The sequence below is a fragment of the Bacteroides sp. RTP31139st1_H2_RTP31139_211217 genome, from assembly GCF_040227615.1.
GTDB lineage: Bacteria > Bacteroidota > Bacteroidia > Bacteroidales > Bacteroidaceae > Bacteroides > Bacteroides uniformis.
Genome location: NZ_JBCNZM010000068.1, coordinates 1 through 15,044, shown reverse-complemented (window position 1 = coordinate 15,044; position 15,044 = coordinate 1). Strand labels below are relative to the sequence as shown.

16 protein-coding genes are annotated in these 15,044 nt (G+C 50.4%); all 16 read right to left on the bottom strand.

What is annotated here, in order from left to right:
- On the bottom strand, positions 1-338 hold a 338-nt coding region (locus ABUA47_RS12705), incomplete at its 3' end, for a hypothetical protein (protein ID WP_349831643.1).
- A gap of 65 nt (positions 339-403) precedes the next feature.
- Positions 404-1,534 (bottom strand): hypothetical protein, encoded by a 1,131-nt coding sequence (locus ABUA47_RS12700; protein ID WP_005816122.1) that lies wholly within the window; start codon positions 1,532-1,534, stop codon positions 404-406.
- Positions 1,534-1,935 (bottom strand): hypothetical protein, encoded by a 402-nt coding sequence (locus ABUA47_RS12695; RefSeq protein WP_005816121.1) that lies wholly within the window; start codon positions 1,933-1,935, stop codon positions 1,534-1,536. The genes ABUA47_RS12700 and ABUA47_RS12695 overlap by 1 nt, the downstream gene beginning before the upstream one ends.
- A gap of 15 nt (positions 1,936-1,950) precedes the next feature.
- Entirely contained in the window at positions 1,951-2,781 is an 831-nt protein-coding gene (locus ABUA47_RS12690) for a phage antirepressor (RefSeq protein WP_005816120.1), read from the bottom strand.
- A 43-nt stretch (positions 2,782-2,824) separates the two neighbouring features.
- Positions 2,825-3,589 (bottom strand): DUF5045 domain-containing protein, encoded by a 765-nt coding sequence (locus ABUA47_RS12685; RefSeq protein ID WP_005816119.1) that lies wholly within the window; start codon positions 3,587-3,589, stop codon positions 2,825-2,827.
- Between the two features lie 27 nt (positions 3,590-3,616).
- Positions 3,617-4,342 (bottom strand): hypothetical protein, encoded by a 726-nt coding sequence (locus ABUA47_RS12680; protein WP_005816118.1) that lies wholly within the window; start codon positions 4,340-4,342, stop codon positions 3,617-3,619.
- A gap of 14 nt (positions 4,343-4,356) precedes the next feature.
- Positions 4,357-6,897: a hypothetical protein gene (locus ABUA47_RS12675; protein ID WP_005816117.1), complete on the bottom strand. Its 2,541-nt coding sequence runs from the start codon at positions 6,895-6,897 to the stop codon at positions 4,357-4,359.
- Between the two features lie 220 nt (positions 6,898-7,117).
- Entirely contained in the window at positions 7,118-9,823 is a 2,706-nt protein-coding gene (locus tag ABUA47_RS12670; RefSeq protein WP_008021336.1) for a TraG family conjugative transposon ATPase, read from the bottom strand.
- A gap of 122 nt (positions 9,824-9,945) precedes the next feature.
- Entirely contained in the window at positions 9,946-10,245 is a 300-nt protein-coding gene (locus ABUA47_RS12665; protein WP_005816074.1) for a DUF4133 domain-containing protein, read from the bottom strand.
- 48 nt (positions 10,246-10,293) lie between these two features.
- On the bottom strand, positions 10,294-10,659 hold the full coding sequence (locus ABUA47_RS12660; protein ID WP_007837354.1) for a DUF4134 domain-containing protein: 366 nt from the start codon (positions 10,657-10,659) through the stop codon (positions 10,294-10,296).
- A 58-nt stretch (positions 10,660-10,717) separates the two neighbouring features.
- On the bottom strand, positions 10,718-11,050 hold the full coding sequence (locus ABUA47_RS12655; RefSeq protein ID WP_005812854.1) for a DUF4134 domain-containing protein: 333 nt from the start codon (positions 11,048-11,050) through the stop codon (positions 10,718-10,720).
- Positions 11,047-11,499, bottom strand: a complete 453-nt coding sequence (locus ABUA47_RS12650; protein WP_005812857.1) for a hypothetical protein — start codon at positions 11,497-11,499, stop codon at positions 11,047-11,049. The genes ABUA47_RS12655 and ABUA47_RS12650 overlap by 4 nt, the downstream gene beginning before the upstream one ends.
- A gap of 221 nt (positions 11,500-11,720) precedes the next feature.
- Positions 11,721-12,491: a metallophosphoesterase gene (locus tag ABUA47_RS12645; RefSeq protein ID WP_007837351.1), complete on the bottom strand. Its 771-nt coding sequence runs from the start codon at positions 12,489-12,491 to the stop codon at positions 11,721-11,723.
- Entirely contained in the window at positions 12,488-13,267 is a 780-nt protein-coding gene (locus ABUA47_RS12640) for a hypothetical protein (RefSeq protein ID WP_005812861.1), read from the bottom strand. The genes ABUA47_RS12645 and ABUA47_RS12640 overlap by 4 nt, the downstream gene beginning before the upstream one ends.
- On the bottom strand, positions 13,255-14,226 hold the full coding sequence (locus ABUA47_RS12635; protein ID WP_005812863.1) for a hypothetical protein: 972 nt from the start codon (positions 14,224-14,226) through the stop codon (positions 13,255-13,257). The genes ABUA47_RS12640 and ABUA47_RS12635 overlap by 13 nt, the downstream gene beginning before the upstream one ends.
- A gap of 156 nt (positions 14,227-14,382) precedes the next feature.
- A partial coding sequence (locus ABUA47_RS12630) for a toprim domain-containing protein (RefSeq protein WP_349831642.1) occupies positions 14,383-15,044 on the bottom strand: 662 nt, incomplete at its 5' end.

The window sequence follows — 15,044 nt, the reverse complement described above, 5'->3', positions numbered from 1 at the left end:
ATGTCCTTCTCAACTGCTTCCACCAGTTTGGCGTAATACTTGATGCAAGCCTCTACGTAGATGCCTTCGTATTTCAGTTGGATCCACACCCACCAGATGTCACGTTCACGTCTCCGTCGATTTCTGTAGATTTTGGCACGATGCAAGCGATAACTCAGGTAATCTACCATAGGCACTACATACTCGTCGTTATCCTCAAAGCCTTCTGCCATCTCCTCATACTGTGGGTCGATGTAGTTGTTTTCGGAATTGAAAAACTCTTCCTTTGCACGCTTGTTGGCAAACGCCATGAATTTCTCATCTTTGAGCCAACGCTCAATTTCATTTTTTGCTTTCATTTTTCTTGATGGTTACTTTTATTTGTTTCAATAGGAGGTGCGGTGACTCACCGCACACTCACATGTTATCTCATCACGGTCGCCATGGTTCCCGTAGCCGTCATCTTGGCTTGTTGTGCCACGCCCTCGCCGAAGTTTCGGGTTGAGAAGGCGGTGTCGCCCTCTGGTATCATCCATGCCGCAAGGTCGGGCACGAGGTTCAGGCATTTCAACGCCACGATGCTCGCTGCCATCAGATAGCCTGCCGAGAAGAACGAGTTTTGCAGATAGGCTGCCATCGTCTGCTCACTGGCGGTGATGGCCGTCAGGTTCTCTACCTGTATGCAGAGCACAATATCAAACAGCAACAGGACGTAGAAACCGACGAAGTAGAGCATGGCTCCGTAGAAATGAACTGTCAAATAACGGGTTAGCCACTTCGCCCACGCTCCTTCCCACTTGGGCAGCAACGAAAATGCCCATTGTATTGGACCGAATATAGTGAGCATTCCGAGCAATATCTGCTGACAGTATATCGTCGCCCACCAACCGATGCGGAACACGATCAGGGCTATCAGCATCACTATCTTGTCGATGCCCACCACGGCCCCTGCCGTCAGTGAGGTGAACCACAGTTTGCTGGCATCCTTCTCCATGTTGGTCACTTCGTCCACGCCCGTCTGCTCCATCGTCGCCTCTATCAGGTTGGGGTCTGATGTGCCCTTATGCGCCACGTCTGCCTGTGCCTGGAGGTCAGTGTACATCGAGTCCCTGACATATACCAACTGCTGCACCTCCTCAAACTTGTCGGAAATTTGGGTCGCCTCTGCCTCATAGAGGTCGTGGGTGTAACTGCCGATGCAATTGGGAATATAGGATAGAAAATCCAATACGCACCAGCTGCTGCCGCTGTTGGTCATGCCTGTGTCAGCAGGTGGGTACCACCAACAGAGGATGATGCTCACCACCAAGGGCTTGAACAGTTTCATCACGTCCAACGGTTCGTTCTTCACCATCATCTTGTAGGCCATGCTTGCCGCCACGATGATAGAGAACAGTGCCGCCAATGCCATACACATTTGGAGGATCCACCAGAACGGCCCTTGTGAGCCTGTGAAGGTGGCATCGGTCAGGAACTCGTTGGTCTGGAATATCACATCGTCAATCTCCTCTTCGAGGATGTTGATGCCGAAATCGCTGAGTATGTTGTCTGCCATCAGTGCCTGGTTCTATTGTTGATAATCTCTTTGATAAACTCTATGCCTTTCGGTGTCCATGACAGATAGAAGTGGTAGAAGCAGCGCATCCTGCCTGTGACATATACCGCAATGCCCTTGTCCTGAAGGTCTTCACGCAGTTTCCACATTCCATATTCCTTGGTGATGATGCCTTCCTCTTTGAGGGTCTTCACAATCTTGCCGTAGTAACTTCCGACATATTTGTGAAGCTTTGACATTGAAACTACCTCTAAATCAGATGGCATATAATGCTCATCAACGATGGGTGTCCTGCCGATAACGCTGATTCGCTTCGGCATCCTTGACATCTCCAACTGCCACTTGCCGTTTTTCCTCTTGGCGGCATAGAGACGTAACTGTATTTTTGATATTGATTCCATAGCTATTTCTTTATTTTATGTTCTTTCGATAACAGGAATGACTCCCACGCTCTTCAGTTTCTCATAGAGGAAGCGGCGACCTTTCTGTGTCCATTTGGTGTTCATGCGCACATCCTCCGTACCGTCCTTGTGTTTAATGAGGTAGGTCTCGCTGGTCACATAACCGCAGTCCTTGTAGTCGGCATACAGAATCCACTGCTTGCCACGCTGATACTGGATGTTCATCTCCTTCAGACGTCGGTTGAAGCGGATGGACGACTCGCCATAGTCCTGTGCTATCTGTGTGACCAGGACACTGCTCTTCGTGGCAAGGATGATGTCAAGGTAACTCACCTTGTCCTTCATCTCCGTCACCTCCTGTTGCAGGTCATCCACCTTGGATCCCAACTCAACGATGCGTGTCCTTTGGTGTTCACACTCCTGTTCGACAAGCAGACGCTTTTGTCGTTCTTCCTTCAGATTGACTGCTAACCGTATCAGGAAGTCTGGCTCTGCCAATGCCTTCTCGATGGTCTGCTGTGTCATATAGGCACCATGCTTGCGGATAGAGGGGAGCACCTCCGATGTCACCCACTTGCGGAAACGTTTGGCTTCGGGTTTGCGACTGTCAAGGATGACATCATACAGTCCGTCTTCATTGATAAAGTTTGTAACCTGTTCTCTTCCAAGACTATCCGAGATGGGGTACTTTGAAAGTACATCATCCGAAAGTCGTTGTACCAACTTGCTGGTTTTTAGTCCAAGAACTCTTGCCACATCAGCCAAACAGAACAAGGGTTGCTCTGGTGTTCCTGTGGTTCGGACTGCTCCAAATTCCTCGTTGTTGAAAATCTGAATATCGTTCATATCTCTATGCTGTTTTGTGATTATTTCTTCTCTTCCCTTATTTCTATCTGTTCACACTTTCTTCACCCTCACCGCTGTTGGCATCATCGCCGTCAGTGCCTGTCGAGCTCCTCACGCCCTTCATGTTTTCCTGCCAACGGCTCTTGGCATCGCTGATGATGCTGCCTTTATGTACTACACGGTCGTTGGTGGCTGCCAAGAGGGCGGTAGTCTGGCTTTGGGTGTTGAGCTGCACAAGGTATTTCAGTAGTGTCTCGTTCTGTGTCGTCAGGTCGGCATAGATGCTAAGATACTGCCGCTTTCTCTGTGCATTGGGCATATAGGCATCCTTGGTGGCTTTCACGGCACACTGGTACATATTGTACAGTTCCTCCCACCGACGCTTGTCGTTGATGGTGCCTCCTGTAGGGATGATATGGTCTATGTTCGCCTTCATCTTGTCCAACTGACCGTTGATCTTGCTGCTTTCGGCAAGCCAGGCGAGGTCTATCTGTCGGTCGGCTACGTTCAAGGCTTCCACCTCAGCACGCTTGGTGAGGGCAGAGTCTATCTTCTCCGCATCATCTACTTGGTTGTAGAGGTTGATGCCGGCAAGAGTGCGGAAACCTAACTTGTTCTTCTCTGCCGCTGTCTTCTTATAGTTGTTATGTAACAGCCAATAATAGAACTCAGGGGTGAGAGAACCGCCACCTGTCTCCATCACCGTTATCTGGTTCTGCTTGGAGGAGTCGTGGTTGTAGGTCACGCTCTGGGCTGTGGCTTTGATGGTGGTTGCTACCGCCATGATGAGTATCATTGTCTTCTTCATGTCCGTTCTTCTTTTGTTTACAATCCGTCAATAGTCAAGTTTTCCTGCCACTTTCCATCGGCTGAAGGCATCTTCCAGTATCTCTTCCTTCGTCCTCGTCCGATACACCTTCTCCTTCCAATAGCCCATGCGCAGCTGCACATACCGCCATGTCTGGAAGTAGGCTTGGTTCAGATGTTTTTCTATCAGGTCCAACGAATTGTTGATATTGTCCAACACCATCAGCAGGTCGGAAGTTGAACAGGCTGCCGCTCCTGTGGCATACAACACGAGGTCGTTGACGCTATGGTAGAGTTGGCTTCCTTCGTTGTATATGTTGTCGATGGCTTTCTTGTTGATGCTGATGAGCATCGTGTCAGCCAGTTCGATGTGTTTCCGCTTGATGACCTTATCATTGAAGTCCTCCAACAGGTTCTTGTAGTCACTGATGCGGTCGCTCACCGTCTGGTAGGTGCTCTTCACGTTCAGCACCGTGCGCAACGACTGGTACATCACATCGATGATGTCGAAGGCCCGGGTGTATTTGTCCAAATCCACATTCAGTTCCTTGTATTTGCCCACCTCTTCACTGCTGTATTCATGCAGCAGTTGATTGCTGTACTCCAAAGTGCTGCGTGCCAGCAAGAGGCTGCGCTGCTTCTTGTGGTCGTTGATGTATGCTTCCACCGATACCGCATCGAATCCCCATTGCGCCAAGGCTGTATTGGGGAAGAGGGTAATCAGCAGGAGAGCTATGATGATGGTATGTCTCATTCTCCGTTCCTCCCTCAGTTTTCGTTCTCGTTATCTTCACCATTCCCTCTGTTAGGGTCTGCATTCTCTCTCCATCGCTCGTAGCACTCTTCAATGAGTGTCCTTCTGCGACCTTGGTCTGCGTCGATTGAAGGAAGAATGTCCTTCAGCACGTCAATGATGCTGCGCTTGTAGTGCATCATTTTTTCTAATGATACCAAGTCGGCGTAAATCTTGGTGATACGGCTATCTACTTCACGGGCTATCTCCAGACGGTCGCTCGACCAGAGCAGGTGTATTACATCGTCATTGTCGGCGGTCTGGGTTGCCTCGCTCTTGGCATATTCTGTGGTGATGCTGCACGACGGGAACTCCTGGGCTATCTCCGAGATACGGCTGTTCACCTGCCTCGTCTTCTCCTCGTCAGAGGCATTCGGGTCAAGGGTCAGCACATCCACCACCTGTGTGTCGGTGTATTCCGAGGTCAGCTCCCACGATATTTGCAGTATCGCACGGTGTATCTTGATGCCAAGGAAGTACTTGGGCTTCCTTGCAATGGACAGTGTCGCCTTGAAGGTGATAATGCCGTTGATGTTGGGCATGGTGGCAGTTCGGACGTAGGTGTAGCCGTTCCACGAACCGGCACCTTGCCACGTGAGATTGTAGGCTGACTTCACATCCTGCATGATGGCAGGGATGCGGTAGTAGTCATCGGTGGAGGTGGCATTGTCGTTAGCCGCCTCGCTCTTGGCATTCTGTATGTCTGCCAACTGCTGCTGCCATGTCGCCAATTCCTTCTTCAGGTTGTCTATCTTCGTCTTGTTGACATTATGTTGCTGCCGCAAGGCAGGGGCTTCCTCCACAGAGGCATTGGCTATCTGCGTGAGCAGGTTCCTGTTCTCTGTCTCCAACTGGCTTATCTGCGCCTCCAACAGGGCTATCTTGCTATTCGCCTCACGTTCCTTCTCGTCCAGTTCCGATAGGTCGAGATTATTTTCTGATACGCTTGTCCTCATGGCGCATTCCTTGCTGTGGGCATTGAGCGAACCGCCGCACTCACGGCACTTGTACTGCGTGCTGCCCTGTCCGAGGGTGACACCGTCCGAACAGGTGACGCTGATGGTCACGCTCTCCACGCCCTTCAGTTTGGCGGCATCGGTGGCTTGATAGTAACGGCGTGCGTCACTGCCGATGTAATAGACATAGCCCTCCTCGTTGTCGTTATACTCCGAGAGACGTGCCTGCAACTGACGCTTGAAGGTATTCAAGTCCATGCTGTAGGAGTCGAAGACATCCTCATACACCTCTTCCACGTTGTTCCAGCTCTTGGTAACGTGTATCTCGTAGGCGTAGGCCTTCTTGGTCTGCTTGCCGCCACGGCTGATGATGTACGACGACATCCAATAGTTCATCGTATAGGTGAAGCCGTCGCTCTGGGCGTTGAGCTGCTGCACACGGCTGCGGCTCCATCCGGCATGGTTCTCCGAGTTGGCCAGTATCTGCTCTCGCTGCGTGCTGTTAGGGTAGAAGTTGGGGTCGGAGGTGTTGATACGATACCAATGGTCACCGTTCAGAATACTGTTGTCATCGGTCGGCGGATAGTAGTCACAGAGGCTTACGCTGCCTTGGTCTCGTCGGGCAATGTACCAACGCTGTGTATAGTAGTTGCCCTGCGTCTCGCTCAGATAGTCTGTCATCCACGAGGTGATGTTGTAGTTGGAGAGGTCGAAGAGGGCTGCCACGTTGTCCTCGCCACCCACCAGACTAAGGAGTGTGCTGCCGATGCCGTTCTCTGCCTGTTCATAGAGGTCATGGTAGTTGTCATAGATGTCGATGATTTTACTCACCTTGCCATTGAAAAGGTCGTTGAAGGCACTCTGCTGCAAGAGTGCGCCTGATGCCCCGTTGATACCTGCCGTCGCCAACGATGCTCCCATATTGTAAAGCGTCTCGATGTCGGCGGTGAGGTTCTCCACGGTGAAGTTGCCGGGCACACTGGCGATGTCATCCAACAGCTGCTGCCAATCTACATTGCCTATCTCCGAGAGTTTGAGGATGGCGGCTATCTCTTGGTTGATTTCCAAGAACTGAATGTCGGCAAAGGTCAAGCTACTGTTGGTCACGACACTCTCAAACTGCATACACAGCGACTTTGTGTCGGCGCATATCTTCATCAGGTAACTGCCCCAGTAGAGGGCGGTCTGCGGACTTTTCAGCATCATTCCTGCCACCGTCCATATCTTGGGCATAATCTTGTTCGCCACCATATTGTGGATGCGGCGGTAATAGTAGTTCTCCGTGCTACTGCTCCAAATGCCGAGGTCGGTGAATGCCTTGCGCTCCAAGAACTTGGCAGCGAAGATGCCGGCAGTGGCAACCTCTGCGGCATTGTAGTGCTTCAAGATTTCGCCCACCTGCTCGTTATAATAGCTCTCTGCCATAGCTCCAGCACCGAATGCGGCAGCCATGGCGGCAACGATCTGCTTGTCGTAGTTCACGCTGTAATACTGCGCATGAACCCTTCCCACGACAAGTGTAAGACACATATATATTATAATAAGGTATAAACGTCTCATTGCTTCACTACTTTACGTTTTTACTACTTTCAGTTTCTACTATTCCACTACTTTACTACTTGTAGTATTTACTATTGGTAGTATTCACTACTAATCGTATTTACTACTAATCGTAAATACTACCCAGCCACCGTTCCCGAAAGTTTTGCTTTCGGGCATCTGGGCTTTACGTCTATTCCGGGATTTCCGTTTCCATCAATCAGCCCCCGTGCTCGCCGTGTCAGCGGCGAGTGGCTCCATCGTCCGTCAAATTGAGCACATGCCCCGCCTCATTGACCTTCTGCGCAAATGCCAACGACTTCCCGATGCCACTGGCATCCCAATCTCTGCAATACCGCTCGATAGCCTCCTGATGTCTGCACTTCAGTTCATGCTTATAGAGTTTCAATGCCTCCTTCTCAGCTCGCTCGGTGGTGTAGGTCATATAGCACTCGTGCGGCTCCTCCACACCATACACTCCGCTCGTCGATCCACGTCGGATAAACACCTCACGGAAGAAACTTCTTCCCTCCTTGTTATCCAAGCGGTTGACAGTGAATATCTTCTTGCAATCCACATCCGTCAATCCTAATATCGCCTTGATCTCGTCGAATCGCTCACGAAATTTGCTTTGGTCGAGCAGCATCACCACGTCGGAGTTGTTGATGATGGCTTCCTTCACGATGGGACTGCCGATGATGTCCTGTATCTCCTGTGTCACTACGCCCACGCTCGCCCAGAACTTTCGGGCTGTCTTGTATAGGTACTTGATGTACTCGGCCATCAGCGGCGAGGCGATGGCTTTCCATGCCTCCTCGATGACAAGGCACTTGCGGTTCTTCTTCAGGCGCATCTTCTGCAGGAACACGTCCATGATGATGAGCGTCACGATGGGGAAGAGCTGCTTGTTCTCCTTGATGGCATCCACCTCGAAGACGATGAAGGTCTCGTCGAACAAGGTGCTATCCACGTTCTCGTTGAGAATCTTGTCGTACTTGCCGCCACGGTAGAAGTTTTGGAGCATATAGGCGAAGTTGTCGCAGTCGATGGTGGTGATGTTGTTCTCGATGCAGATCTGGTCGAGACGCTCACAGGCGAACTCATAGAATGAGTCGAAGGAGAGGGTCTTCACGCTCAATGCCATGCGCCGTTCCTCCAGTCCCTTGATGAGTTTCTCCACCTTGTCGTGTATCTGCGTCAGCTCCGTGCCGCGCCGCTTCTCCATGGTGGAGAGGTTTTTTCTCAGTGTCTCCTTCTGTGAGGAAGGATAGGGCTGCACACCGTTGAAATAGAAATCGTAATACTCCGTCACCAACTGCTCCACGACACGGAACTCCAGTTCGGGTATCTGCGTCTCCGAGCCTTTCCATATCAGCAGTATCAGGTTCTTCAGGAAGTCTATCTTCTCAATGTTCAGCTCCCGCTTGCTGATGTTGAAGGGGTTCATGGTGATGGGCTTGTCCTCCGTATAGGCGATGTACTTGCCGCCCACATACTCGCAGAGTCCCTCATACGAGTTACCCGTATCGACCATGACGATGTCGGTGTTCTGCTCCCACAACTGACGCACCACGCTGTTCATGTGGAACGACTTGCCGCTGCCCGAAGGACCCAAACAAAAAAAGTTCGAGTTGTCGGTCAGCTTCTCCTTTCCCTCCTTTCCTGTGATGTCGATGGCTACGGGCACACCTTGGCGGTCGGTATAGTATATCTTCAGCGGGGTGTCCTCATTATGCACGATGCGCTCCTTGTACATCAGACAGGTGGCGGCATCGCCGAGGGTGAGGAATCGGTCGTAGTCGGCATTCATGCCATAGCAGTTGCCGGGGAAAGAGTTGACGAACAGCTCCAACTGGTTGTAGGCCCGCTTGCTGATGTGGATGCCCATGCGCGAGAAGGAGTTTTCGAGATGGTTGGTGCATTTCTGTATGTCGGTGTCGCCGCTCACTGCCACCACGAGGTTGTAGTGGGTATAGACGAGCTGCTTGCTCTCACGGGCTATCACCTCCTGCACACGCTTGATGTCCTCTACAGCCATCAGGTTGCTGGGGTTGGGCATGGAGGCATGGCGGTTTTTCTTCTTGTCGAGTAGGGCAAGCTCACGCTTCTGGTTGGGCACGAACACCATCTGGTTGAACACCACGCAGTCGGCTCCGGGCACGCTATCGACGATGCTCACGAGATCAACGGGCATACTGGTGTTGTTCACCTCGATATTTGCGTAGGGACGGATGACCGACGGCAAGTTGGCATAATCCACATCCACAAGGCTATACACCTTGCAGCTACGGTCCCCCATGCCGATGGTCTCGTCATCGACCTTGAAGTTGGTCATCGACACCACCTTGTCACGGAAGTTCATGGAGAAGAAACGGTCCACATACTCGCAGGCTTCCGTTTTGCCGAGGAATCGGGACTTCACGCCGGCATCCCTCAGCTGGTCGTGCACCTTGCGTATCTTCACCAAGAAGTCACGCCATTTCTTGTTGTCGAACGACATCAGACGGCTCTTCTTGTTCTCCTGTGTGATGGTGAGGTAGCAGACGCTGTCGGTAAAGGGTCTGCCGTTGAAATAGCGGAAGTAACTCTCGCTCAGGAACTCATGATTTCCACCGTTCTCTTCCTTGAATGCCTTCCTCACAAACACGTCCTGCTTGTGCAGCGCATAGCCTTCGCCCAAGGTCTGGGCAAGGGCGGCGAAGAGGTGGGTGAACTCATAGTAGGCCTCGATGTTGGCGGAATACTTCTGCACAGGGTTCTCCATCTTCAGAACAGCGGAGTATTCGCCCGTCTTGGTATAGAGCACGCCGATGCCATCCACTTCCTCGATGGAGAAGTAGATGTCCTGGAAGATGCGCTTGCGCTTCCCTCCCGTGCCGAATGCCTTGACACTGATGGCCATGCCCACGCAGATGGCTGAGAATATGAGTATGATGTATAGGGTCATTGTTCTTTTTCTTTTTTAATCGCAAAAAGGCGGGCGCACCCTCATGCGTGATGCCCCCACCTCCATTCACTTACAATCATTGATAGCTTTCCACTTGGACATAATGGATTCTCTTTTTTGTTTTACACTTTCTTTGAATAGGCATAGATGAATATGCCGTTGTCACTCTTCTTGCTGTGCAAGCCCTTGCGCTGCTTCATGACGATGAGAACGCCACCGACAGCTACGGCGAGGACTAGCAGCACGAGTCCTGCCACGAAACCGAAGATGCAGTAGCCGAGGATGAAACCCGCAACGGCTCCTCCTGCGGTGGCTGCCGCCCAGTAGATGTAGCGTCCCTGCAACCCGAAGAACTCCAATGGACGTTGCAGTCCCTTGAAAATGGGATAATCCGGAAAACGCTCTTGCTTTGTATCTGCCATAACTGTCAGTGTTTTAACGTTCTACATACTCACAATCTCACGCTGCGTTTAACCTCCAATGCCGAAGAACAGAGGCAGTGCCTGGGCTGCTGCAATGAGGAAAATACATGCGCCGACGACCATCATGATCTTCTTCTTGACGTCCTGTTCCTCGTTGTTCATGGCGATGTAAACGCTTATGGCTCCGACAATTGCAACGACACCTGCAATGGCATAGCAGAGCTTCACCACGATAGGTACATACTTGGCAATCTCCTCCGTCACTGTGGTAAGCGCGGTCGTTCCTGCCGAGTAGTCGCCGGCTGCGTTCTGTGCCATTGCTGCGGTGGTGCCGACAAGCAACATCAGGGCGAGCGTTTTCATGCGCTGTGAAGAGAAGAATCCCTTCACCTTCTTGTTAATCCTTTCAAACATTCTTTTTACCTTTTAATTTGTTACACTTTGAGTTATCTTATCTCGTATCACCTGTATCTCAAATCTGATAACCGAAGAAAGCGGGGAAGACGATGGTCGCTCCTATGAGGAACAGGCAGGCTCCCACCAGCATCATGATGTTCTTCTTCACTCCTTCTTCGCCCGTATTCATCTTTATATATATCTGCAAGGCGCTGACTATGACCACGATGCCCGCCACTGCATAGCACAGATAAACGATATAGAGCATCATCGTCACGGCATAGTCATGGGCACTCGCAAGTGCGTCCGCTCCCCAGCTGTAGTCCACGTTGCCACACTTAGCACTGGCCAGAGCTGGGGTTAAAGCGGCATATAATGATAGAAATGCACTTCTTGTTTTTGACATCATATCTCATTATTGAGTGATTCCACCTTGACCATGTCACGTCCATTGTGACGAAGACCGCGGGCGATGATGGTGTTGTTCAATTCTTCCGAATACATGGGGTCGGAATAGGTGGTATTCACTTCCTCCATCTTCTTCTCGATTGCGCTTTGTATCTTTTCAAGCACATGAGGCTTGCTCTCTTCCGCAGTGGCGGCTGCCTCCTCTGTAGGCTCTGCAAGCTGCTTCTCCTCGTAGGCTGTCTCATATTGGTTGTCGCCTACGCTGAAACCACCGTCGCTCTCGCTGACCGCTATCGACTCTTCCTCGTCGGTCATGTCACTGACATCAAACGACTCGCCCTGTGACTTCTCGTCCTTGGGCTTTCCGTACAGATCCTGCACGATGATGACCGTATAGTAGATGACATAGATTATGGTCACGACAATGGCGAATATTACAAATGACTTCATATTTTCAAGTTTGATTTTACTATGGTTTGGCTTATTGCCGATGCAAAGGAACTACCTTTTCTTCAATCTTAAACCGAAATGACTTTCCGCGGAGCCAAATCTTAACTCTAATTTTGATTACACTCGCAATCATACTCAAAAATCAAACTCGAAAGGCACAAAAAAAGCCCTTCCGATAGGGAAGAGCTTGTAAAGAGGGTGGATGAAAAAAATGTGGATGGCTATATGGTCAGGTACTTGCCATGGGAGAAGTCCTGATGTTCGTTAGAGAAAACATAGCCCAACTGGTTGGACAAGCATTGGGTGTTGCCTATCCTGGCATCGATGTTGGTGTGCGAATGTCCGTATATCCAATAGTCTATGCCGCTATCGGTGATATAGTCCTCCAACTCTACGGTGAACGCCACGTTTGCCTTGCTGCCTTGAAACTTTGGGTGGAGCATACGGAACGATGGTACATGATGGGTGACAACAATCTTATGGGCTGCTTGCGAATATGCCACTGCATCCTTGATAAAGGTGAGGCAACGTTCATGCTCAGCATTGAATTGGGCATGGGTCATCAGCTCACCTTTATATAATATACGGCGGAAGTCGCTTATCACTTGCTCGGTGAAGTAAGCGTCCTCCAAAGGAATCCTCGACCAAAGGGTGGAGAGGATGATGTCGGTGTCGCCAATCCTCGCAATACCGTTGTAGTGGCTGAATACATTGGGACGTACCTCCAAGAGATAGCCGTCGGGCAGTGTCGCCACATCATAATATTTGTAGAACTCATGGTTGCCCATGCAGCAATGCACCTCCTTGTAGTTCTCCGATGCCCAGTCCCAAAAGGGATGCTTGGAGTAGTTGTCATCGCCGAGATAGCCGATGTCGCCGGCAAGCAGCAGTATGTCGCCCGTCACCTCCAAGGGGTGGGCTTTCAGATACCGCCAATTGTCGGCAAACTCCAGATGCAGGTCGGATGCGTATTGTATCTTCATATTGGTCATGCTTCTATAAACAATTCATCCAGTTGATCTAACAGTCCGGTCACAAATGCCTCGTCTTGACCGAGTGACTTTGACAATGGTTCTGCGAGAGTTGACCAGTCGGCTCTGATGGAGGCGACAAACTCCCTTATACATGCCACTATTGAAGCAGGAGCCTCAATGTTGTCCTCAGTCATTATGACCACATTTTTCAGGATGTCCGAACGGTGCTTCTTGATGTCTTTGGTGTTCACATGCTTGCCGTCCCGCTTGTCTGCCATGAGATTTAGGTAGGCTCTTGCCTTCAGTGCTATCAAGGCAGCGGAATTGGCATGGCGTATGCCATCAGTCAGTTGGCTGTGTGCGATAGTAAAGTGATAGTAATCATCGTCCATGATGATGGCACTAAGACTCGACACATCTTCATCGGTCGGGATAGGTTCTATGACAAATCCCTTTGGCTCTCCAAGCACGTCGGGGTGGCGTGACAGCAGTTCTATCATCTCGGGATAGCCGTCTTTACCATCAAGGAAACGATACATTTCATACCTTGGTGGCTCACCAGCCTCCTGTTTCCTCTTTTCAGGTCGATAGCCAGCCTCCCGCACAAACTGCCAGAAGCGATTGGCGAAAGCCTCGGTCATGTTCTCTACGATGACTATCATGTCGATGTCGTGTGTGGCGCGTGGACGCACCACGGTATTGGTCATGGTGATGTCACAGGCTGCTCCGCCTATCACCACATAGTTTTCTGAGTATTCCGCAAATGCTTCACGGAACTTGACTAATCCTTCCATTTCTGTTCACTGATTATTCGTTCTACTTCTTTTTCTACTCTCGGATCATCATCATCTCTCAACGAAAGGACAAGGGAAAGGCGATCAACCCACTGGCTTTTGTCGCCCATTTTGCTGACAACAGGGTATTTCCATACCTCTATGATATAGTTGCCGTCATAGATGTTGGGATTCTCCATGACATCAGCCGACTTGACGGCACGATATTCCTTGCTTGTCATCATTATCATCTCTTCCCGGTCACGATTAAGCATGGAATAATGTGCCAGGGCATTGATGCCGCATACGGGGTATTCCGCATCCAAGCGTATGTCATCGCAAAAGATGCGGTTCTCCACAGGTGACAGCAAGACGTTCTGAGCCTTGTCCCACAGTTCCTTGCCCTTCAACTCGAAGTGTACCACCTTGCTGCGCTGTCCGTTCTGAATCTTTTGACACAGTCCTACATCTTCAAGACAGGTGACACCCAACGTGACGCTTTCGTAAGAATATGGAAGCAACGGTGCAATATCCCTTGGCGACATTCCTTCAATACTGCCCACCTGTAGGTGATAGAGTAGTATGTATTGCGCCACAGGGGTCAATACTTCGGCAATCTTCCTGTTGCTTGTCTTCTCCAATGCTATGATGCCTGGCAGATGGGCATATTCCTCGGACATGACAAAGAAGACTCCTTTGTCTGCCAGTCTGTGTCGCTCGTAGGTGGGTCCGGGCGCAAGGATAAACACCGCAGGCAGTCCCAGGGCTTCGGTCAACCGCTTGCCCGTGATGGCGCAAGTCCGTGGAGAGGGATTGCCCTTCTTGGGCTCAACGAACAGCAGGGGCGTGCCTTGGTATGTGCCATCATAGAAACGGTATGAGAGTTTCTCGCCAACCGTGATGCCTTTCAGGCTTTCCTTGGCACGAGGTTCCACCTCAAAGCGTCTGCCCAATATCCTTATTTCTTTTTTCAATTCCATTCTGCTACATTTTAATAATGTATTAAAACGATGCAAAAATAAGGATAATAATTGAGAATCAAGCATGTTTGGGCGAAAAAGTGCAGATTTGATATGTAATTTCAATGCATTTGAGCCATTTTTGCATCAAATGATGGTGTTTTCGTCTTTATAATGTCATTCAGATGCCGTTCGTTTCTTCCTCATCAGATAGTCGTTGACATCCTTGTAGTCGGCATATCTGAAGGACTCGTCCGTCACCCTGTACTCGAATACATTGCTGATGCTCTCAACCGTCTTGCGTCCTGCCTGGTCGTTGTCGAGGAAGCAATGGATGTGGGTGTAACGGTCAAGGTAATGCAATGCCTGTTTGAGGTTGGCGACTGAGTTCAGTATCATATAGTCGCAAGGGCTTTCAACGACAAACCATCGGTCTTGCTGTTTAACGAGGGTCATATAAGCAAGGAAGTCCATGAAGCCCTCAAAGACCAGACAACCGTTTTGCCACTCGTTGAACGTATGGGCAAGCAGGGTGATGTCCTTATGCCCGATGCAGCCCTTGAAATAGGGATTGCGCACCTCATGTCCTTCACTCAGATTGCCAAAGGCAATGCCATAGTAATGTTTTTGCTCAACCTTGTAGTGTATCTCCCTGCAATACATCCTGCCAATGGTGATGTCTATCCGTCGGCTACTGAAATAGGACAGCAGAGAATGGTTGCTCAGTGGGAGCAGCTTCACATCGTTCATCTTGGTTGTCGTGTATTCCTTGGCTGCGATAGCGGTCTCGATTGCCTTATCCACAGTGGCAATACTCTTGGACGCAAGGTAGGCAAGGG